The 21,241-nt window shown below is 62.3% G+C and carries 20 protein-coding genes; 10 read left to right on the forward strand and 10 right to left on the reverse strand.

The genetic code is table 11. The features are described 5' to 3' along the window. The first annotated feature begins 52 nt into the window (after positions 1-52). Genes IQ26_RS06030 through IQ26_RS06050 form a run of 5 tightly spaced genes read left to right on the forward strand, consistent with a single transcriptional unit; the run spans position 53 to position 4,601 of the window. Entirely contained in the window at positions 53-1,135 is a 1,083-nt protein-coding gene (locus IQ26_RS06030) for a polyamine ABC transporter substrate-binding protein (RefSeq protein WP_145714873.1), read from the forward strand. Between the two features lie 13 nt (positions 1,136-1,148). Next, positions 1,149-1,994 (forward strand): ABC transporter permease, encoded by an 846-nt coding sequence (locus IQ26_RS06035; RefSeq protein WP_145714875.1) that lies wholly within the window; start codon positions 1,149-1,151, stop codon positions 1,992-1,994. A 1-nt stretch (position 1,995) separates the two neighbouring features. Then, positions 1,996-2,778 carry an ABC transporter permease gene (locus tag IQ26_RS06040; RefSeq protein WP_145714877.1) on the forward strand — a complete coding sequence of 261 codons (783 nt, stop codon included), beginning with the start codon at positions 1,996-1,998 and terminating at the stop codon, positions 2,776-2,778. Next, on the forward strand, positions 2,775-3,839 hold the full coding sequence (locus tag IQ26_RS06045; RefSeq protein ID WP_145714879.1) for an ABC transporter ATP-binding protein: 1,065 nt from the start codon (positions 2,775-2,777) through the stop codon (positions 3,837-3,839). Before IQ26_RS06040 ends, IQ26_RS06045 begins: the two co-directional genes overlap by 4 nt. A 3-nt stretch (positions 3,840-3,842) precedes the next feature. After that, positions 3,843-4,601 (forward strand): MBL fold metallo-hydrolase, encoded by a 759-nt coding sequence (locus IQ26_RS06050; protein ID WP_145714881.1) that lies wholly within the window; start codon positions 3,843-3,845, stop codon positions 4,599-4,601. A 42-nt stretch (positions 4,602-4,643) separates the two neighbouring features. On the opposite strand, the gene IQ26_RS39435 is transcribed toward IQ26_RS06050, so the two are convergent. Next, entirely contained in the window at positions 4,644-4,793 is a 150-nt protein-coding gene (locus IQ26_RS39435) for a hypothetical protein (RefSeq protein ID WP_162457874.1), read from the reverse strand. Positions 4,794-5,065: 272 nt separating this feature from the next. Between IQ26_RS39435 and IQ26_RS06055 the strand changes: the two genes are divergently transcribed. Beyond that, the gene (locus tag IQ26_RS06055; RefSeq protein WP_145714882.1) at positions 5,066-5,839 is read left to right on the forward strand and encodes an NAD kinase; all 774 of its coding nucleotides are present in this window, start codon (positions 5,066-5,068) and stop codon (positions 5,837-5,839) included. Positions 5,840-6,030: 191 nt separating this feature from the next. Continuing rightward, positions 6,031-7,629 (forward strand): DEAD/DEAH box helicase, encoded by a 1,599-nt coding sequence (locus tag IQ26_RS06060; RefSeq protein WP_162457875.1) that lies wholly within the window; start codon positions 6,031-6,033, stop codon positions 7,627-7,629. A 77-nt stretch (positions 7,630-7,706) separates the two neighbouring features. Here IQ26_RS06060 and IQ26_RS06065 read toward each other — a convergent pair whose 3' ends face one another. From IQ26_RS06065 to IQ26_RS06100, 8 genes are all read right to left on the reverse strand, one after another. Next, on the reverse strand, positions 7,707-8,315 hold the full coding sequence (locus IQ26_RS06065) for a hypothetical protein (protein ID WP_145714884.1): 609 nt from the start codon (positions 8,313-8,315) through the stop codon (positions 7,707-7,709). Between the two features lie 240 nt (positions 8,316-8,555). Then, positions 8,556-9,206 carry a YiaD family glycine zipper/OmpA-like lipoprotein gene (locus tag IQ26_RS06070; protein ID WP_145714886.1) on the reverse strand — a complete coding sequence of 217 codons (651 nt, stop codon included), beginning with the start codon at positions 9,204-9,206 and terminating at the stop codon, positions 8,556-8,558. A gap of 174 nt (positions 9,207-9,380) precedes the next feature. After that, positions 9,381-9,749, reverse strand: a complete 369-nt coding sequence (locus IQ26_RS06075) for a GFA family protein (RefSeq protein ID WP_145714888.1) — start codon at positions 9,747-9,749, stop codon at positions 9,381-9,383. A 194-nt stretch (positions 9,750-9,943) separates the two neighbouring features. After that, complete coding sequence (locus IQ26_RS06080; RefSeq protein ID WP_145714890.1) at positions 9,944-10,330, reverse strand: hypothetical protein; 387 nt, start codon at positions 10,328-10,330, stop codon at positions 9,944-9,946. A gap of 447 nt (positions 10,331-10,777) precedes the next feature. Further along, positions 10,778-11,909 (reverse strand): peptide chain release factor 2 gene (prfB, locus tag IQ26_RS06085; protein ID WP_145714892.1). Its coding sequence is split into 2 segments (ribosomal slippage): positions 10,778-11,842 and positions 11,844-11,909, totalling 1,131 coding nucleotides; the frame shifts between segments, so codons are not numbered across the junction. Positions 11,910-12,051: 142 nt separating this feature from the next. After that, positions 12,052-14,508 (reverse strand): penicillin-binding protein 1A, encoded by a 2,457-nt coding sequence (locus IQ26_RS06090; RefSeq protein ID WP_145714894.1) that lies wholly within the window; start codon positions 14,506-14,508, stop codon positions 12,052-12,054. Between the two features lie 214 nt (positions 14,509-14,722). Then, a complete protein-coding gene (locus IQ26_RS06095; RefSeq protein ID WP_145714896.1) occupies positions 14,723-16,000 on the reverse strand; it encodes an N-acetylmuramoyl-L-alanine amidase in 1,278 nt (425 codons plus the stop codon). A 276-nt stretch (positions 16,001-16,276) separates the two neighbouring features. Further along, positions 16,277-16,495 (reverse strand): hypothetical protein, encoded by a 219-nt coding sequence (locus IQ26_RS06100; RefSeq protein WP_145714898.1) that lies wholly within the window; start codon positions 16,493-16,495, stop codon positions 16,277-16,279. A gap of 167 nt (positions 16,496-16,662) precedes the next feature. Here IQ26_RS06100 and IQ26_RS06105 point away from each other — a divergent pair, with 167 nt between their 5' ends. From IQ26_RS06105 to IQ26_RS06110, 3 genes are all read left to right on the forward strand, one after another. Continuing rightward, entirely contained in the window at positions 16,663-19,578 is a 2,916-nt protein-coding gene (locus IQ26_RS06105; protein WP_145714900.1) for an Rne/Rng family ribonuclease, read from the forward strand. 104 nt (positions 19,579-19,682) lie between these two features. After that, positions 19,683-19,796 (forward strand): transposase domain-containing protein, encoded by a 114-nt coding sequence (locus tag IQ26_RS41415; RefSeq protein WP_407660321.1) that lies wholly within the window; start codon positions 19,683-19,685, stop codon positions 19,794-19,796. A 77-nt stretch (positions 19,797-19,873) separates the two neighbouring features. After that, complete coding sequence (locus tag IQ26_RS06110; protein ID WP_145714902.1) at positions 19,874-20,212, forward strand: NIPSNAP family protein; 339 nt, start codon at positions 19,874-19,876, stop codon at positions 20,210-20,212. Between the two features lie 93 nt (positions 20,213-20,305). Here the strand turns inward: IQ26_RS06110 and IQ26_RS06115 are convergent, their stop codons facing one another. Beyond that, positions 20,306-21,235, reverse strand: coding sequence for a glutaminase (locus tag IQ26_RS06115; RefSeq protein ID WP_145714904.1), 930 nt, complete (start codon positions 21,233-21,235; stop codon positions 20,306-20,308). Positions 21,236-21,241: the final 6 nt, after the last annotated feature.

Below are 21,241 nucleotides of genomic sequence, written 5' to 3' on the forward strand. Positions count from 1 at the left end.
AGAATTGGTTCAATTTTTTCCCAGAAGCCAAAAAGGCAAGGGAGAACACTCGATGTCCATCAATCCTAACAATCCACTTTCCGTTCTGAAGAGCCATCTCCACGCCACGTATGCTGCGGCAGCACTGCTGCTGGCGACGGGCAGCCTCGCTCAGGCTGCGGATCTCAACGCCCTGATCTGGTGCGATCACGCCGACCCGGCGCTGCTGCAGCCTTTCGAGGAGGCCAATGGCATCAAGGTCAATGTCAAGGAGTTCGAGGGCACCGGCGCCGGCATGGCGATTGTCGAGCAGTCGCAGCCCGGCGACTGGGACGTGATGGTGATCGACAGCATCGACATACCGCGCGGCGTCGAAAAGGGCCTGTTCGAGCCGCTGCCCGAAGACAAACTGCCCTTCGCCGACCTGTTCCCCCAGGTGAAGATGGACGGTTCCACCGTCGCCGGCAAGCGCTACGGCATCACCGAAAAGTTCGGCTACAACACGATCGGCTACAACAAGACCAAGGTCGATCCGGCCGACATGCAGTCGATGGCAGCCCTCACTGGCGACAAATACAAGGGCAAGATCGCCATCTACGACTATTACCTGCCGGTCATCGGCATAGCCGCACTTGCGATCGGCAAGAAAACCGCCGAACTGACCGAAGCCGACCTTCCCGCCATCAAGGACGAGCTCTTGAAGATGAAGGCCAACGCCAAGCTGGTCGGCGAGGTCACCGCCAGCCAGACGGCGCTGGCGACCGGCGAGGTCGACATACTGGTTGGCGGCGGCGAATGGGTGACGGCCGGGCTGGCCAAGGAGAACCCTGCCCTGGACTTCTCGATCCCGAAAGAAGGTGCTGTTCTGTGGTCGCAGTCGCTGGCCATGTTCAAGGATTCAGAGAACAAGGAGCTCGCGCTGAAGTTCATCCAGTACATCATGAGCCCCGAGGGCCAGGCGCGGCTCGCCACCTCGTCCTGCTATTGGGGCATGCCGGCGAATGCCAAGGCGGCGCTTAGCGACGAGCAGAAGAAGATCCTGCGCTTCGACGAGCAGCCGGATTTCCTCGCCCGCGCTCAGTCCTATCCGGCGCCGAACGCCGATCTCGACAAGAAGATGCAGGACGTCTGGACCGAAATGCTGCAGGCGCAGTGACCGGTCGCCGGTCGTGAACCCTGCCACGAACAGCGGGCGCGCGCTGCCCTGGGCGCTGGTCACGCCGGCACTCGGCTGGACGCTGCTGTTCTTCGTGCTGCCTTTCCTGGCCATGGGGTTTTCCAGCCTGACGGCGCATGACGGAAGTGGCTTCACGCTGTCCAACTACAGCCAGTTCTTTGCCAATCCGGCCTACTGGCAGGCGATGGTGAACTCGCTGCAGGTCACCGCCATCGTCACCTTGGTCTCGGTGCTGCTCGCCTACCCCTTCGCCTGGATCCTGGCCGAACAGGTGCCGGAACGCTGGCAGCGGCTGGCGCTGATGCTGGCGGTGCTGCCGTTCTGGACATCCTATGTCGTGCGCTCCTATTCCTGGCTCCTGGTGCTGGCGCAGAACGGCGTGATCAACCGCGCGCTCACCGGCTCTGGCCTGTTCACCGAACCGGTGCAACTCGCCAACACAAGGCTGGCCACGATCACCGGCTTCGTGCATTTCTTCGTCATGCTTTTGACGCTGACGATCTTCGCCAATCTGAAGCAGCTCAGCCCCAGTTACCGCAAAGCCGCCGCCGATCTCGGCGCCGGGCCGGTACGCACCTTCCTGCATGTCGTGCTGCCGCTGACGCTGCCAGGGATCATGGTCGGCGCCTTCCTCACCTTCGTGCTGTGCATCGGCGACTACATCACGCCGCAGATCCTCGGCGGCAACAATGAGCTTCTGATGCCGCAACTGGTGATGATGCAGATCGGTAGGCGCGGCGATTTTCCGCTCGCCTCGGCGCTGTCGATCATCCTGATGGCAGTCGTCACCGTTGCCTATCTCGCCTGTGCTCGCCGGCTGAAGATCGAGCGGGCCTGAGATGCGCGCTCTTGTCCGTATCGCTTCCTGGCTCTACGCCCTCGCAGTCTATGGCTTCATCTTCCTGCCGGTGGTCGTGTTGGTGCTGTTTTCGCTGCAGGCGACGTCGTTTCCGATCCCGCCCTTCACCGGCCCCTCGCTGCGCTGGTACGACGCGGTGCTCGCCGACACGCGGCTGACTTCGGCACTGGTCAATTCGCTTCTAGTGGCCGCCCTCTCCTCGGCCGTCGCCGTCACGCTCGGCTTCCTTTCCGCCTGGGGTTTTGCACGGTTCACCTTGCTGGGCTCGGCCCTGCTGCGCGGACTGATCACGCTACCGCTGACGGTGAGCTATCTCATCATCGGCATGGGGCTGCTGGTGCTGTTCAACTGGGCTGGCGTGCCAAAATCGTTGCTGGCTGCCGGCATCGGCCATGTGGTGATCAACCTTCCGCTCTGCTTTGCTATCATCTACAGCCAGATGGGCGATCACCAGATCAACATCGAGCGCGCCGCGCGCGACCTCGGCGCGCCGGAATGGAAGGTGCTGCTGCTGGTCACCGTGCCTGTCATGGCGCCGGCGATCTTCGCCGGTTTCTTCCTGTCGATGACCTTCTCCTGGGACGAGTTCGTGATCTCCTTCCTGCTGACGCGCTTCGACACGACGCTGCCTGTCGAGATCTGGAACCTGTTGCGCTCCGGCCTCAATCCCAAGACCAATGCCGTCGGCTCGCTGGTCTTCGCTGTCTCCATCGTGCTGGTGGTGTTTTTTGAACTGATGCTGCTGCGGAGGAAGCCGGCATGACCGCGCCCTTGGTCGATATCCGCACTGTTACGCACCGCTTCGGCCAGCAGACCGTGCTGAAGAACGTGTCGCTGAAAATCGAGCCGGGCAGCTACACCATCCTTCTCGGGCCGTCGGGCTCGGGCAAGACGACACTTTTGTCCATTCTCGGCGGCTTCGTCAGCCCTAGCGAAGGCAAGGTGCTGATCCGGGGCGAGGACTGCACCACGGTACCGCCGGCGAAGCGCCCGACGACCACGGTGTTCCAGGACTACGCGCTGTTCCCGCATATGAGCGTCGGCGGCAATGTAGGCTTCGGCCTGCGCATGCAAGGCGTCGATGCCGCGACACGGGCCGCAAGGGCACGCGAGGCGCTGGCGCTGGTCGGTCTGGCCGACGCCTTCGACAAGAAGCCGCACCAGCTTTCCGGCGGCCAGCGCCAGCGTGTGGCACTGGCGCGCGCCCTTGTCGTCGAGCCGGCGGTGCTCTTGCTCGACGAGCCGCTCGGAGCGCTCGATCTCAAATTGCGCCGGCAGATGCAGGACGAGCTGAAAGCGATCCAGAAACGCGTCGGCACCGCCTTCATCCACGTCACCCACGACCAGGAAGAAGCGATGGCGCTTGCCGACCATTGCGTGGTGATGAATGACGGGCGCATCGAGGACGAAGGGCCGCCCGAGCGCGTCTATGCGCGGCCGGCGACGCGCTTTTCCGCGACCTTCATGGGTGAAAGCACGCTGATGTCGGGAACGGTGACGGCGGTGAAGGACGGAACAATCACTGTCGCGGCGCAGGCCGGATCGTTCTCGCTGCCCGGCACGTTGCCGACTGGGACGGCTGTCGCCCTCGCAGTCCGTCCGGAGCACCTGGTCCTCGGCCCAGACGGCGGCGCTGTAAGGCTGGGTACGGCCAAGGTGAGCGACGTTGTGTTTCAAGGCAGCTTCAAGCGCGTGCTTGCTGCCTCCGAGCAGGACCCGGCGCTGCACGTCATCGCCAGGATCCCCGCTGCGGCGACCGTCCAGCCGGGCGACATCGTTGCGGTTTCGTGCGAGGCTGGCGACGTCATTCTTCTGACGGGTTGAGCCATGGGCATGCTTCCGGTCATAGACGCAGCGAATTGGTACGAAACCGTCCGCATGGGCGATGGCGTGACGCTGATCCACGAGCCGTGGATCAAGCCGTTCTTCCGCTGCAACATCTGGCATGTGCGCGGTCGCGACCGCGATCTTCTGTTCGACACCGGCCTCGGCCATTTCAGCCTGCGGCGCCACGTGCCGCTGGTGACGGAGCGAAAGCTCACCTGCGTGGCAAGCCACACGCATTTCGACCATATCGGCTGCCATCACGAATTTCCGGACCGCTGCGTACACCCGGCCGAAGCGGACATCCTCGCCGATCCGCGCAATGAATGGACGGTTGCCGACCGCTATGCCACCGACGCGATGTTCGATGGCATGCCGGCAGGCTGGGATGCAACGCGCTACCGGATCCTGCAGGCGCCGGCCGATCGCTTGCTCGAACAGGGCGACGTCGTCGATCTCGGCGACCGTGCTTTCGAGGTGATCCACACGCCGGGTCATTCGCCCGGTGGCATTGCGCTCTACGAGAAGAAGACCGGAATCCTGCTTTCCGGCGACATCGTCTATGACGGCCCGCTGATCGACGACGTCTATCATTCCGCCGTCGACGACTATGTCGAAACGCTGCTGCGGATGCGCGAGCTCGATGTCGCGGTCGTGCATGGAGGCCACTTCCCGAGCTTCGGCAAGGTGCGCTACCGCCAGCTAATCGAAGAGTACCTCGCGCAAAAGCGGCGGGCTGGCTGCCATCTGCAGGTGCGATGAGCCCGGCTTCCTTATCGCGGGAAGTCCTTGTGCTTGGCGAACTCACAATGCCCGTTGCGGGCACGGCGTGCCCGCGGCATCGCCGCAGCGTGAGGCCGTGGGCTGGGGTCTCAAACTCGTCTCTTCGGACTGGCGCACCAGTTGGGCAAAGGCGAGAGCAAAACTTCCCAGCATCAGGACGATGATGATCATGCGTGTTACCGGCAACAGATCGGTCCGACTGGCTAGCCCCCACGCCGCCCATCTCCTGCCGGCTAACATGATCGATCCGGCTTTACGAGTGTTTAACTCCAGTCTTAACCATCACATTCGCTTGTCGCTCGACACGATGCGCGAGCGCCTGGCCGGCGCTGTGTCGAGGGGCAGCAACATGCCCTCCCTTTGCAGATTTGCCCGCCCATGATAACCCGGCGCTGGCGCGGCCCAAGCAACCGGTCGCCATCAACCGGTCGCCGTCGGGAACCATGAGCAAAGCAGCCAGCCGTTTCGCCTTCGTCTCGTCCGATACCGCCGACGCCAAGGCGGCGCTGCAGAGTCTGTCCACGCGCTATGGCCAGGCATCCATCGAGGATGCAGAGATCGTCGTCGCCCTCGGTGGCGACGGCTTCCTGTTGCAGACCTTGCGCGACACGATGAGCACGGGAAAAAAAGTCTACGGCATGAACCGTGGCACCATCGGCTTCCTGATGAACGAGTACCGCGCCAGCGGCCTGGCGGAGCGCGTCGCGGCCGCGGTTGCCGAAACGATCCGTCCGCTGGAGATGCTGGCGGTGACGCATGAAGGCGAGACTGTCTCGGCGCTGGCGATCAACGAGGTTGCGCTGTGGCGCCAGTCCTACCAGACGGCCAAGATCCGCATCACCGTGGACGGGCAGGAGCGGCTGGAGGAATTGAACTGCGACGGTGTGATGATCGCGACGCCGGCCGGCTCGACCGCCTACAATCTGTCCGCGCACGGGCCGATCCTGCCGCTCGACGCGCCGCTGCTGGCGCTGACCCCGGTCAGTCCGTTCCGCCCGCGCCGCTGGCGCGGCGCGCTGCTCTCCAACAAGGCGATTGTTCGTTTCGACATTCTGGAGCCGGAAAAGCGGCCGGTGAACGCCGCCGCCGACCATACCGAGGTGAAGGCTGTAGCCTCGGTGACGGTGCGGGAATCGCCAACGGCGACGGCGACGCTGCTGTTCGATCCCAACCATTCGTGGAACGAGCGCATTCTCGCCGAACAGTTCCGCTATTGAGCCGGCGCAGCGATAGGCGCCTGTATTAAGCATCGCGATTAAGGTTACGACTTCACAATCATGCCATTCCCCGCCCGTTTCTGTTGACAAATCGTGGACTTGCGCCTACCTGCAATACCAATCTTGCAGGCGCGCGGCGCTTGCCGCGACTGCTTACGTTGCGCCCCCGAACCAGCCAAAGACAGCCAAACTTGTCCTCAGACACCCAGATCGCTCAAGAAGCGTTGACCTTCGCAGACCTCGGCCTGTCGCCGAAGGTCCTTTCCGCAGTCACCGATGCCGGCTACACCGAGCCGACGCCGATCCAGGCGGGCGCAATCCCGCATGCCTTGCTCGGCAAGGACATTTTGGGCATCGCCCAGACCGGCACCGGCAAGACGGCCTCGTTCGTGCTGCCGATGCTGACCCGCCTCGAAAAAGGCCGGGCACGCGCCCGCATGCCGCGCACGCTGATCCTTGAGCCGACGCGCGAGCTTGCCGCGCAGGTCGAAGAGAATTTCATCAGATACGGCAAGAACCACAAGCTCAACATCGCGCTGCTGATCGGCGGCGTGTCGTTTGATGAGCAGGACAAGAAGCTGGAGCGCGGCGCCGACGTGCTGATCGCGACGCCCGGCCGCCTGCTCGATCACCGCGAGCGTGGAAAACTCCTGCTCAACGGCGTCGAGATCCTGGTTATCGACGAGGCCGATCGCATGCTCGACATGGGCTTCATTCCCGACATCGAGCGCATCTGCGAGATGATCCCGTTCACGAGGCAGACGCTGTTCTTCTCGGCGACGATGCCGCCGGAGATCACCAAACTCACCGAGAAGTTCCTGCACGCGCCAGTGCGCGTCGAGGTTTCGAAGGCCGCGTCCGCCGCCACCAACATCGTCCAGCGGCTGGTGAAATCCGGCTCGAAACCCTGGGACAAGCGCGAGACGCTGCGCAATCTGATAAAGGCCGAGGATGCGGAGCTGAAGAACGCCATCATCTTCTGCAACCGCAAAGTGGAAGTCTCCGAGCTTTTCCGCTCTCTCCTGAAGTATGATTTCGACGCCGGCGCGCTGCATGGCGACATGGATCAGCGCGCGCGCATGCAGATGCTGGCCAATTTCCGTGACGGCAAACTGCGCTACCTCGTTGCATCGGACGTTGCCGCGCGTGGCCTCGACATCCCCGATGTCAGCCACGTCTTCAACTACGACGTGCCCATCCATGCCGAGGACTATGTCCACCGTATCGGCCGCACCGGCCGCGCCGGACGCTCGGGCAAATCCTTCACCATCGCGTCCAAGTCCGACACGAAATACATCGACGCGATCGAACGGCTGATCGGCACCAAGATCGAGTGGCATGACGGCGATCTGTCGACGGTCGTCGCCAGCGAGGGTGCAGAGGACGAGGCTCCCCGCCGTGGCCGCGGCGCCCCGCGCCGCGCCGGACGCAAGGACGATGACCGCAAGGACAGGAGCGAACGCAAACCACGCGAACGCCACGCCAGGCAAAGCGAAGATGCCGCACCGGATGGGGCGCGCGAGGAACAGCCGGTGGCGGCCGAGACCGCGGTCGCCGATATCGGTGAGCGGCGCGCGCGCAAGGAAGCGATCCGCTCAGAAAACACCGAGCGCCAAGCTTCACCCGAACGTAAGGCTTCGCCCAATCGCAGCGACCAGCGTGCGCCGGAACGTGGCGACACCAGACCGCAGCGCGATCGCCCTGCCCGCCAGCGCCAGGAAGACAATGACGCGACCGTCGGCTTCGGCGACGACATGCCTGCCTTCATGCGGATCGTCGCCAAGGTCTGATAAGTCAATCGAGGTTCGTGTGCCCAGGCACGCGCCGGCGCGCCCGGCGGGCACGCCGCGCTGCAACCGGATCGCCGTTACATCGGTCCCGGCATCATCTTGGTCGGTTTCTCCAGCATCGGGAACTCGGCATTGCTGCATTCCACGTTCGGGTTCGTTGGGCTGAACATGCCGTTCGGGTTCTCCTTGAACAGCCACGCATGAAGATCATAATGGACGAACTCTTTCGGGATAAGAGGATAGTGCCCCTCCATCGGTCCCTGAAAGGTTTGGCCAAGGAGCTTCGGAGGTTCCTTGGTGTCTGGCGTCAGAGGTACCAGCCATTCCACAGCCACCAAGCGCAAGCCTTCCTTGGTCGGTTCGTAGATCAAAACGTTTGGACGCATCGGGTCGAGTTTCTGGCCGACGCTGGGAACATTGACGAAATGGATGCCCATGGCGCCCTTCGGGTAATCCATCGCGCCGAGTATTTTTTCTCCGGTGTAGTGGACGCAGCCAACGGTCGATAGATAGAGGTCGCGAATGGCGGCTGTATAGTCCTGATACTTGTCGAGTGACTTGCGCAAGGCATCGATATCGGCCTTGTTGGCGTCCTCGGCCTGGGCCGTGGCCATGCCAAGCCATGCGCCAATGACACCTGTCAAAACGAGGACGCCGCAACGCCCAAGGCGAGCTATTCTTGTCATGCATTCCTCCCAGATTTTCTGATCTGGCCGTGCAAGACCGAGGCGTCAAAGATATTGATTGCGCGGCCGTTTGTACCGCCTCATCCCCGCTGGAACGGCGTTGATGCTATTCCTTTCCCCGGCTCCGGGAAAGCTATTCGTTAGAATTACCTAATACTCCAAGGGCGGTTGGATTGGACTGAAGGGCGCAAACAAAAACGGCCCCGCAGGGGGCCGTTTTATACGTTTGGTGCCGAATGCTCAGGTGAGCGGTGAAAGCTGGATCTCGACGCGGCGGTTCTGGGCACGGCCGTCGGCCGTCGCATTGGAGGTGATCGGACGCGTCTCTCCGAAGCCAGTGACGGCAAAGCGGCGGGAATCGACACCCTGCCCGGACAGATAGTTGGCGACCGCCAGCGCGCGGCGCTGCGACAGGTCGAAATTGTGTTGGTCGCCACCGGTCGAATCGGTGTGGCCGAACACATCGACCGTGGTCTGCCGGAACTTGTTCAGCACAAGTGCGACCGAATTCAGCACCGGATAGAAGCCGGGCTTCACCGCGTCCTGGTCGACGTTGAAGGTGATGTCGGATGGCATGTTGAGGATGATCTGGTCGCCGGTGCGGCTGACGCTGACGCCGGTGCCCTGAAGCTGCCGGCGCAGTTCGGCCTCGTTCTGGTCCATGTGGGCGCCGATGGCGCCGCCGGCGAGCGCGCCGACGCCAGCGCCGATCAGTGCATTCCGGCGATCGTTGCCGCCGGCGAGCAGGCCGAGCCCCGCACCCGCCAGCGCGCCGAGGCCGGCGCCGGCGGCAGTGTTGGAAACCTTCTGCTCTCCGGTATACGGATCGGTGGTGGTGCAGGCGCTCACGAGTACAGCCGTCGCCACGACGACGAGCACAGTCTTTTTCATTCGGTAGTCCCTCTCCAAACCGCGGTCGCGCCGACGGCGCGCCATATCAGCCCTTCCAGGCTCGTTGTAACATGAAATGCGGCGAAAAACGGAACGGGAAAAGCGGCTGGTCATGGCTTTTCCCGGGCCAATTCCACGGGCTGCGATTGTGCGATTTGAACCGGAGATTACCGGCTACCAGAGATTCTTGCCGTCGATGATGACGACCTCGACCTGGTCGAGGTCGAAATCGTCGAACAGGCGCGAGTTCACGCTGATCTTCGGATTGCCGAAATCCGGTTTGCCGGTCGACCAGTCCGGCGTTTCGGTGAAGGTTCCGCAGCCACAGGTGGCGCAGAAACCGTGTTTGATCGTTTTCGAACCCCACCAGTAGAACGAGACATTCTTGAGCGGGCTGGTGAGCTTGAATTGCGAGGGGGTGTAATAAGCCCACAACGCGCCGCGCTTCGAGCAGAAGGAGCAGGTGCATTGCGTCACGGTTTCCGGCGCTTGCGAGACTTCGAACGTCGTCGCGCTGCAGTGGCAGCTTGCCTTTATGGTCATGAACGACCTCCTCACGATTGCCCGCCCGCGCGGCAAGGCAACATAAAGAGACGCTCCTGACAACCGCCCGTCAGAAGACTCGCTCGCCTGCGTCAGCTGGCGTGGCGCGCTTCAATCTCCTTGATGCAGTCGTTATCCCAAACCGCCGCGCACCCTCGGGTCAAGCACGAGGATATGCTTTTGGGCGACATGCATCAAAACGACGACGGCGGCACGAACAGGCAGATGGTCTTTCCATCATTGGCGCCGGCAACCGAGCACCAGTGATATTCGCCATCGGGGGAATTCTTGATCCGTGTGTCGCTGTAGGCCACGACCTCCCCTGTCCCCTTGATGACATAACCCTCGGGGCGCTCGCTGATGGACGTCTGCGAGACCGCGCGGCAATCATAGCCCGAGCAACAGGAGAATGGGTAACTCCAGCCTTGCGGCTTCGCCGCGGTCGGCGTGGCGTCGTGGGCCAAAGCGGGCGCCGCAAATGTGATGGCGGCGGCCGTCAGAGCCAGCACCGCGATGATTGAATTCAGGAGGCGGCGCGCCGTCTGGACGGCTGAGGCCGGTCGGGTTGTGAGAGCAGGCATGGGCGCAGTTCCTATCAACGAGTTATCAAGCGTTTCGCTTGCCCGTTCCCGGAACGTGTCTTCCCAGTGGCCGGATCGTCAGGTCGCAGATACGCCGCGTCCGGCCATAAATGCTTTTTTCCCCCCCAGCCTTCGGATGCTGGGCTGATTCCTTTGTTGGCGCAAGAAATTGCTGTGCAAACCGAGCGTCGACATCTGCAGCCGGAACCAGCCTGCCGGGGGTTGACGAGGCTGGCTTCGTCAACCCCGGCAAATGGGATCGCGGATAACGAGATCAACTCGCAGTGGTTCCGGGCTAGGCGCCCGACAGGCCTGCCAAACCTAGCCCGGAGATAGAAGTCGTTCTGGAAAATTCGATGAAAAACAAAGCTATAAAGCGGCCGCTCAATTAGCGTGAGAGCCTGTTACTCTGGCGTGATGTTCCTGCTGATTTGGTGCGTAGGCGCTTCAGTCGATGTCGGCAACCGCTTCGCCGGCGCCGCCCTCGATGCGCTGCGACAGCGAGGCTTCCATGAAATCGTCGAGGTCGCCGTCCAGCACGCTCGACGGGCTTGTACTCTCGACGCCGGTGCGCAGATCCTTCACCAGCTGATAGGGCTGCAGAACGTAGGAGCGGATCTGGTGACCCCAGCCGATATCGCTTTTCGACGCTTCAGTGGCGTTCGCCACTGCCTCGCGCTTTTTCAGCTCTTCCTCGTATAGCCGCGAGCGCAGCATCTCCCATGCCTTCGCCTTGTTCTTGTGCTGGGAGCGCTCAGCCTGGCAGGCGACCGCGATGCCGGTGGCGAGATGGGTGATGCGGACCGCCGAATCGGTGGTGTTTACGTGCTGGCCGCCCGATCCGGACGACCGATAGGTGTCGATGCGGACATCCGATTCGGAAACGTCGATCTCGATCGTATCGTCGATCACGGGATAGACCCAGACACTGGCGAAAGACGTGTGGCGACGCGCATTGCTGTCATAGGGCGAAATACGCACGAGACGGTGGACTCCGGATTCCGTCTTCAGCCAACCATAGGCGTTGTGGCCCTTGACCAGCAGCGTGGCCGACTTGATGCCGGCCTCTTCGCCGTCATGCACTTCCAGCACCTCGACCTTGAAGCGGCGGCGCTCGGCCCAACGCGTATACATGCGCAGAAGCATCGAGGCCCAATCCTGGCTTTCGGTGCCGCCGGCGCCGGCATGGACTTCGAGATAGGTGTCGTTGGCGTCCGCCTCGCCCGAAAGCAGCGTCTCGATCTGGCGGGCCTTTGCCTCGCCGCGCATCGAGCGGATCGCCGTTTCCGCCTCGGCGACGACGCTCTCGTCGCCCTCTTCCTCGCCAAGCTCGATCAGGCCGATATTGTCTTCCAGCGCCTGGGTGAGGCCTTTGACCGCGGCGATGCCTTCCTCGAGGCCCTGGCGCTCGCGCATCAGCTTCTGCGCCTCCAGCGGTTCGTTCCAGAGGCTCGAATCCTCGGCACGCACATTCAGGTATTCAAGCCGCTTTATGGCCTGATCCCAGTCAAAGATGCCTCCTCAGCAGGGTTATCGCCTGCCTGATTTCGTCGACAATGTTCTGCGTTTCCGCGCGCATGGCTGGCTATTCTGTCCCGTGCTGAAATGGTGCCCCATGACTGAAATTGCGCTTGGGGTTGGCGCGATACATAGGGACGGCACCGCCGCCTGTAAAGCGAAATGGGCCGGCTCGAAAGCCGGGCCGGAATACCTATCCTATGTCAATACAACCCGCCGCCGCCAGACTGGATTGCTTGATTGGCCTGCGGCGACAGCGCGCCCCCGGAGGCGTTGGAGCCGTCCGCACCCAGGCCGATCACCCAATAGCTGTCAGCGGGGCCGGTGCCCGGCTTGAAGGCTTCGATAAAGGCGCCGGCGTCGTCCGGGTTGGCTCGCATGCCGGTCTTTCGATTGATGGCGATCAGCTTCATGCCTTCGGGAACCTGGAAATCGACATTGGGCGTGCCGTCCAGCGCCACCCGCATGAAGTCCTTGAAGATCGGCGCGGCGAGGCCGCCGCCGGTCGCGCCTTTGCCAAGGCCTTTCGGCTGATCGTAGCCCATATACAGGCCGACAACGAGATTGGGCGTGTAGCCGATGAACCAGGTATCCTTTTCGTCGTTTGTCGTTCCGGTCTTGCCGGCGATGTGGCGGCCGAGTTCGGCGACGGTGGCGCCGGTGCCGCGCTCGACGACGCCCTCCATCATCGAGGTGATCTGATAGGCGGTCATCGGATCGAGCACCTGCTCGGAATTGTCGACCAGCTCCGGCTCAGGCTGGTTCTGCCATTCGGCCGCGTTGCAATTTTCGCAGCCGCGTTCGTCCTGCTTGAACACCGTCTTGCCGTAGCGATCCTGGATGCGGTCAATCAGCGTCGGTTTGATCGACTTGCCGCCGTTGGCCATGATCGAATAGGCCGACACCATGCGCATCACCGTGGTCTCGCCCGACCCCAGCGCCATCGGCAGATATGGCGCCAGACGATCATAGACGCCGAAGCGCTCGGCATATTCCGCAACCAGCTTCATACCCATGTCGTTGGCAAGGCGCACCGTCATCAGATTGCGCGACCTCTCGATGCCGGACCGCAAGGTCGCCGGACCCGCTGCCCTTCCATCGTAATTCTTCGGCGTCCAGGTGGTGTTGCCGCTCTTGATGGTGATCGGGCCGTCCATGATCACCGAAGCCGGCGTATAGCCATTGTCGAGGGCGGCCGCATAGACGATCGGCTTGAATGACGAACCTGGCTGCCGCATGGCCTGCGTGGCACGGTTGAATTCGGACTGCGCGTAGGAGAACCCGCCGACCATAGCCAGAACGCGCCCGGTATGCGGATCCATGGCGATCAAGCCGCCTTCCACTTCAGGGGCCTGGCGCAGGATATAGGCCCCATCCGTATCCTCTTTCTTTTGCACGAAGATGACGTCGCCCGGCTTCAGCACCTCCGCCGGCGACTTGGCCTTGACGGTCTTGCCGTCGACCACATGACGCATGGCGAAGCTCATGTCCTCCCGACTGACGGTGCCTTCGATGCGATCGTTGACGAGTTCGCCCGAGATCTGCCGGGTCGGTCGAAGGCCGATGGACAGGCCGCCCGCCGAGCTGTCGAGCACGACAGCGAGCGACCATTCGGGCACGTCGTCCAGTCCCTTGACGTCGCTCAAAGGCACGCCCCAGTCGCCGGATACGTCGATGGTCGTCACCGGTCCGCGATAGCCGCGCAGCGTGTCGAACTTCATCAGGCCGTTCTGCATGGCTTTGCGGGCGATGAGCTGCATCTTGGGATCGAGCGTCGTACGGACGGACAGGCCGCCCTCGTAGAGCGCATTCTCACCGTAGCGCGCGCTGATCTGGCGACGTACCTCCTCGGTGAAGTATTCGCCGGCGAACAGATAGGTGCCGGAGCGGCGTGGCTTGACGCCGAGCGGCTCGGCCTTGGCCTTCGCGCCTTCCTCCTGCGTGACGTAGCCATTGTCGACCATCTGCTCGATGACCCAATTGCGGCGGTCGATGGCGCGGTCGGCATATTTGAAGGGATGATAATTGGAGGGGCCCTTTGGCAAGGCCGCCAGATAGGCCGCTTCCGAGACGGTGAGCTCGTTCACCGCCTTGTCGAAATAGGTGAGTGCCGCGCCGGCGACGCCGTAGGCGCCAAGCCCGAAGAAAATCTCGTTAAGGTAGAGCTCGAGAATGCGGTCCTTCGAATAGGCCTGCTCGATGCGGAAGGCTAGGATCATCTCCTTAATCTTGCGCTCGTAGGTCTGGTCCGAGGACAATAGGAAGTTTTTGGCCACCTGCTGGGTGATCGTCGAGGCGCCGACCTGGCGCTTGCCCGAGCCGAAATTCTGCAGATTGACCATGATTGCGCGGCCAAGGCCGGTCATATCGATGCCGGGGTGATTGTAGAAATTCTTGTCCTCGGCAGACAGGAAGGCGGCCTTGACGCGATCCGGCACCGCCTGGATCGGCAAATACAGGCGCCGCTCGCGCGCATATTCGGCCATCAGCGCACCGTCGGATGCATGAATGCGGGTCGTCACCGGCGGCTCATACTTGGCCAGGACCTCGTAGTCGGGCAGATCCTTCGACAAGTGACCGACATAGATCGCCACGCCCGCCGCGACCAAAAGGGCCAGCGCGGTGCCGACGCCGAAGAAATAGCCAATGAGACGAATCATGCCCGCTCCAGTCCTTGGTTCGGGAGTCTCCTAAAGGAAGCCGCCTTTCGCGCAAGCTTTCGAGACGATCCCGACCGGTAATCGAAAACCCATGTCGCCACCATGTGGGCAAAATACGGCAGCATGAGATTTCGGCTTCGAATGGCGGAAATTAAAGTACAAGGTGTTGTCGCCGTGCAACCCTTGCCTGTGGTCGTGGGCAACGGCGGGCATCTCAGCCTCCGGCTCCTGCTCCGGCCCTGGCTGAGGCGAACAGGGCGATGGCATCCGTTATACTCTGGGCCGCCTTGCCGCGCCAATCGGCGCTAAGCAGTTGCGCCTCGTCCTTGGCGTTCGACAGATAGCCGAGTTCGACCAACACGGATGGAACATCCGGCGCCTTCAACACCTTGAAGCTGGCCGAACGCTGCGGATTGTTGATGAGGCCGACGCTGGTGGAGAGCTGGCCGACCAAAGTGTGGGCGAAACTCATCGAGAAACTGTGCGTCTCGCGGCGGATCAGGTCGATCAGGATGTCGGTGACTTCCTTGTTGTCGTCCTTGATTTCCATGCCGGCGAATTGGTCGGAAAGGTTTTCACGGTCGGCCAGCGCCTGCGCTTCGGGGTCGGAAGCCTTGTCGGAGACCGTATAGACGGTTGCGCCACGGACGCCCTTGAGCCTGATCGTGTCGGCGTGGATCGAAATGAGCAGATCGGCCTCGTGCTGGCGGGCAATGCGCACGCGGTCGTCGAGCCGCAGGAATTGGTCCGTGTCGCGCGTCATGAACACGTCGTATTTACCGGCTGCGGCAAGTCTGTCGCGCAGTTCCTCGGCGAAGGCGAGCGTAACGTCCTTCTCAACCGTGCCGTTCAGGCCCTCGGCGCCGCCGTCGATGCCGCCATGGCCCGGATCGATGACGACGGTGAAGCGATGGCCTGGTTTGGAGATCGGCCCGGTGCCGACCCTGCCGCCCTTGTCGGAGGAGACCGTCGAGCCGGTGGTCAGAGCCTGATTGGCAAGGGCAGCGTCGAATTCCCGCGCGGATGCCGCCGAGATGTCGATGGCGATGCGATAGCCGCTGCCGTCATCGTTCTTGAGCACGTCGAGCCTGTCGACGGCAAACGGACCCTTGCCGGTCAGGATCAGCCGCGATACCCCCTCACCGAGATCGCCGTAGCGCACGCCCCTGACCAGGCCGCGCGCCTTCACATCCTTGGCACTGATGGCGAACTTCGTGCTTGGCAGGTCAACGACCAGACGGTGGGGGCCGCGCAGCAGGAACCATCTGACGTCAGGCTCGCGGTTGAAATTCATGACGATGCGCATCTTGGTGGCGTCGCCCGCCATCTTGTAACCCGTCGCGGCGAGCGGCGCTTCGGCAGCAAGAGAAACCGGCGGAAAAGCAAGGCAAGCGGCAATCAGCAAAAGCAGACAAGCAGCGCGGAAGTTGGCGGCGCAGAAGAAAACACCTCCGGCACGACCACCCTTGTCTGTGAAGGCTGCCAGTCCCATTTCTATTCTAGTCGCTCCGTTTTGGCGCCAGGCGCCCAGTCTTGTTTGTCGGAGTGTCGACGTCTTGCCGAAGTGGCCGCGAACTCGATTAATGATTGGTATCCAGAGAAGGTTAACCAAGCCTTTTCACGCAAGGGTTAAAGCTGTGCTGCCGTTGCGGAACTGCTTTTTGCCGGCATCGGAATCGGGGTTGCCTTCCAACCCGTCAAATCATAAAAGCGATGGTGGATCACTGCAATCCTGGAACCGTCCTTCTCCGCAGCCTCCTGCTACAGGTCAGATGAACGACGGATCCTTTCGTTTCAGGCGAAAAAGGTATCCGGTGATCGCGACGATTTTCGCAGGTGCGAGCCCGTGGCGGGGGAATCGCCTGCGTGAGGAAACGGCCGGGATTGTCCCGCGCCGGCTCTGTACGAGCAAAACAAGCTGGTCCGGTTTTCCCGGGCTTTGGTTCAAAAAGGTTCTGCTGGTTACGATGGCTTCAAGCGCAATCATGGAAAGGTCCGCAATGAACCGCGCCATTATGGCTGCGGGCGGCACCGCCATGACGCTCAGGCAGCGGCCGGCGGACGTTCAGATGTCCGGCACCCATGTTCATCCGCAGCGGCGGGGCTTGCCCCGCAAGTTGCGACCGATGACGGCTGCTGGAGGGAAACGAAATAATGCCCAACAAGATGCTGATAGACGCCTCCCACCCGGAGGAAACACGTGTTGTCGTCGTTCGCGGTAACCGTATTGAAGAATTCGACTTTGAATCCCAGGACAAGAAGCAGCTCAAAGGAAATATCTACCTCGCCCGCGTAACCCGCGTCGAACCCTCCCTTCAGGCAGCCTTTGTCGAATATGGCGGCAACCGTCACGGTTTTCTCGCCTTCAGTGAAATTCATCCCGACTATTACCAGATTCCGGTCGCCGACCGTCAGGCGTTGCTGCGCGCGGAAGCGCAGGAAGCTGAAGACGAGGACGATGAGGACGGCGAAGGCGACGACCGCCAGAGCCGCGATCGCGGCCGGCGCGGACGCCGGCGCGGCGGCAAGAGCCGCGATCGGGGCGAGCACAAGCGCGATGCAGGTGCGGCCGACTCTGCCGAATCCGATGAGGGCGGCGAACACAACGAGAACGGCGAAGACGCTATCACCGAGAGCGTCGATGCCGTTTCCGAAAATGCGGACATGGCATCCGAGGCTTCGGAACGTCGCGAGGATGTCGTCAGTAGCGGTGAGACTGACAACAATGAGACTGATAACGGCGAGATTGGGCCTTCCGAGGGCGGATCCAATTCCATCGCCGCCAGTATCGATGCGGATGTGATTTCCGAAGCGATGCCGCAGGCGGAGCAGGCCGGCGACGCCACGTCCACCGACAATGATCGCGGCATGCTGGAAGAGGTGCCGTCCTCGCATTCCGACGACCATGAGGTCGAATCGGTCGGCGCCGAGGATGCGCTGGAAGAAGCGCGCAACCGCCGCAAGCCGATGCGCCGCCAATACAAGATCCAGGAAGTGATCAAGCGCCGGCAGATCCTTCTGGTGCAGGTCGTGAAGGAAGAGCGCGGCAACAAGGGCGCGGCGCTCACCACCTACCTGTCGCTTGCCGGCCGCTATTCGGTGCTGATGCCGAACACGGCGCGCGGCGGCGGCATTTCGCGCAAGATCACCAACGCACAGGACCGCAAGCGGCTGAAGGAGGTCGTCGCCGATCTCGAAGTGCCGCAGGGCATGGGCGTCATCCTGCGCACGGCCGGTGAGAGCCGGACCAAGGCCGAGATCAAACGCGACTACGAATATCTGATGCGGCTTTGGGAAAACGTCCGCAATCTGACGCTGCAGTCCACGGCCCCTGCCCTGGTCTACGAGGAAGGCAGCCTGATCAAGCGCTCGGTGCGCGACCTCTACAACAAGGACATCGACGAGATCCTGGTCTCCGGCGAAGAGGGCTATCGCGAGGCCAAGGACTTCATGCGCATGCTGATGCCGAGCCACGCCAAGGTCGTGCAGCCGTTCCGCGACACGACGCCGATCTTCGTGCGCAGTGGCATCGAGGCGCAGCTTGACCGCATGCTGCAGCCGCAGGTGACGCTGAAGAGCGGCGGCTACATCATCATCAACCAGACCGAAGCGCTGGTCGCCATCGACGTCAATTCGGGCCGCTCCACCAAGGAGCACTCGATCGAGGACACGGCGCTCCACACCAATCTGGAAGCGGCCGAGGAAGTCGCACGCCAGCTTCGGCTGCGCGATCTCGCCGGCCTGATCGTCATCGACTTCATCGACATGGAGGAGAACCGCAACAATCGCTCCGTCGAGAAGCGGCTGAAGGACCACCTCAAGAACGATCGCGCCCGCATCCAGGTCGGCCGCATCTCGCATTTCGGCCTGATGGAGATGTCGCGCCAGCGCATCCGCGCCAGCGTGCTGGAATCGACGATGAAGCCTTGCCCGCATTGCGGCGGCACCGGCCATGTGCGCTCCGATTCATCTGTCGCGCTGATGGTGGTGCGGGCGATCGAGGAATTCCTGCTCAAGGATTCGCGCAGTCACATCACGGTGCGGACGCCGGCGGCGACCGCGCTCTATGTGCTCAACCACAAGCGTGGCACGCTGGTGGAACTGGAAAGCCGCTTCGGCCTGACTGTCACCGTCGAAGCCGATGACACGGTCGGCGCACAGCATTATGCGATCTTCCGCGGCGCGCTGGCGGAAAAGCCGGAAGGCTTTGTCGAGACACGGATGATACCGGCCTATGTCGAGCCGGAAGAGCCCGAAGAGGAAATCGTCATCGAGGAGGAAGACGAAGCCGCTGCAGAAACGGAGCAGCCGCGCCCCAGCCAGCAGCCGCAGCAACAGCCGAGATCCGGCGAGGAAGGCGAAGGCCGCGACCGCAAGCGCCGCAAGCGCCGCAGACGGCGTGGCGGCAAGGATCGCGACCGCGAACACGGTGCCCCCGTGGAAGGTGCTTATGTCTCGGCGGCAGCGGATGGCGTTGCCGAAGCTGTGACTGAGCAAGACACTGGAGCAGACCAGGAGGCGCAGGTCAGCGTCACTGAGGCGGTCGAAACGTTGGATGACGGTCAGGGCAAGAAGCGCCGGCGCGGCAAGCGCGGCGGCAAGCGCAATCGCCGCGAAGACGGCGACGGCGTGGTCGATGCCGGCACTGCCGAGTCGGCCGACGCTTCCGAGAGCGAAGTCCTGGAGGGCGTAGCCGTCTCCAGCGAGCCGGAGGTGGCAGCAACGCCGGTCGAAGAGCCTGTGGCCCTTGCTCCGGCCAATGACGACACGCCGAGCGTCGAGAAGCCGAAGAAGCCGCGTCGGGTCGCCAAGCCGAAGAAGGCCGCGGCGGACGTCGTCGCCGAGGCGCCGGTTGCCGAGCCGGAAGCCCCTGCAGAGCCTCCTCCACCTGTTTCGGAGGAAACAGCCGCGGCCGCCGTCGAAACGGCGAAGGCCCGCCCGTCGCGACGCAAGCCTGTGCCGGTAGATGCTCCGGTTGTGCCGATCGTGTCGTCGACCGTTGCCGACGAGGCAAAGACCGAGGAGAAGCCGAAGCGTGCCGGCTGGTGGCAGAAGAAAGGCTTCTTCTAAGATTTTCAGTTGTTTAGCCTGATCTCCTGATCAAAAAGTCCCGCACTGTCTTTGGACAGCGCGGGATTTTTCTTGTCCGGCCCAAAGCGGCACCAGGTTCAACGGTGACACCCCCAGGAGTCTGGCTCACTGACATGCTTGCCCGCACCGCCGACAGTCACTCGATCAACCGGATCGAAGAACTCCTTCCATGGGTTTACCGCACCGCAGACCGGTGAGCTTGGGCCTGCTCACCTTGCACCGGCGAGTGTGAGGTGGCAAAGCCTCCTTCAAAAATTTGGCGAAGGAGTCGAGTGTGAACAAAATCGTCGAGATTCTTTTATATACATTGAAATCCGGTACCGGTCCCGAGTTTCACAAAATTATGATCGAAGTCAGCGTTCCGCTTCATAGGAATAACAGCATTGATGTTGTCTCCTTTGGAAACTCGCTTCACGACCCTGATGGCTATTATCTCGTCAGGGCCTATGACAGCCTCGACCATCTCAATTCGTCGCAACAAGTCTTCTATGACAGCGATGCGTGGAGGAACGGCCCGCGCACAGATATTGTTGAGCGGATCAGCACAAGCCTGAAATCCGTGCTCGAACTCAACCATGAAGCTCTCGAAGCACTCAGACGAAGCGCCTCGTAACGTCGAACCGAAAGTTGATTGAAGGAGAGGCTCAGTCTGCCAATCCCGCGCCATCAAAAGGCGCGTCAGGCCGGACGCTTACGGCACAAGCTTCTACGGCGCGAAGACCGACCAGTTCATCATCTTCGCCAGTCTTTCCAGCGCGATCGACCCCAGCCTGGAATTCCCGTTTGCGTTGAGGCCGGGCGACCATACGGCAAGCGAGGCGACGCCCGGCACGATCCCCAAAATGCCGCCGCCGACGCCGCTTTTGCCCGGAATGCCGACGCGAAAGGCGAAATCGCCGGAGCCGTCATAGTGACCGCAGGTCAGCATCATCGCGCCAATGCGGCGGGCGCGCTCGGCCGACACCACGGAAAGACCCGTCGCCGGGTTCCTGCCGCCATTGGCGAGGAAGCGGCCGGCCAAGGCCAGTTGCCGGCAGCTCATGGCGATGGCGCAATGATGGAAATAGACGCCCAGCGCCAGGTCCGGAGCGTGGTTGAGATTGCCGAAGGACTTCATGTAGTTGGCAAGCGCCAGATTGCGAAAGCCGGTGGCGCGTTCCGAAGCCGCGACCTCGCGGTCGATGATGATGGTATCGTCGTCGGCCAGGAACTGGATGAAGCGCAGGATCTCGCCGATCGCCTCGCGCGGCTGGTGGCCGGCGAGCAGGATGTCGGAAATGACGATGGCGCCGGCATTGATGAACGGATTGCGCGGAATGCCGTTCTCGTGCTCGAGCTGGACGATCGAGTTGAACGGGTTGCCCGAAGGCTCGCGCCCGACACGTTGCCACAGCGCATCGCCGACATTGCCGAGCGCCAATGTCAGCGTGAACACCTTCGAAATGCTCTGGATCGAAAACGGCTCATCGGCGTCGCCCGCCATCAGCACGCGACCGTCATTGGTCACGGCGGCAATGCCGAACTTCTTCGGATCGATCTTGCCAAGTTGCGGAATGTAGGTCGCGACGTCGCCGCGATCCGTGCGCTCCGCCATTTCGGCGGCAATTTCGGTCAAAGCCTGTTCGAGTCCCGGCATTCGCGT

The sequence above is a fragment of the Mesorhizobium tianshanense genome (assembly GCF_007830515.1).
GTDB classification, from domain to species: domain Bacteria; phylum Pseudomonadota; class Alphaproteobacteria; order Rhizobiales; family Rhizobiaceae; genus Mesorhizobium; species Mesorhizobium tianshanense.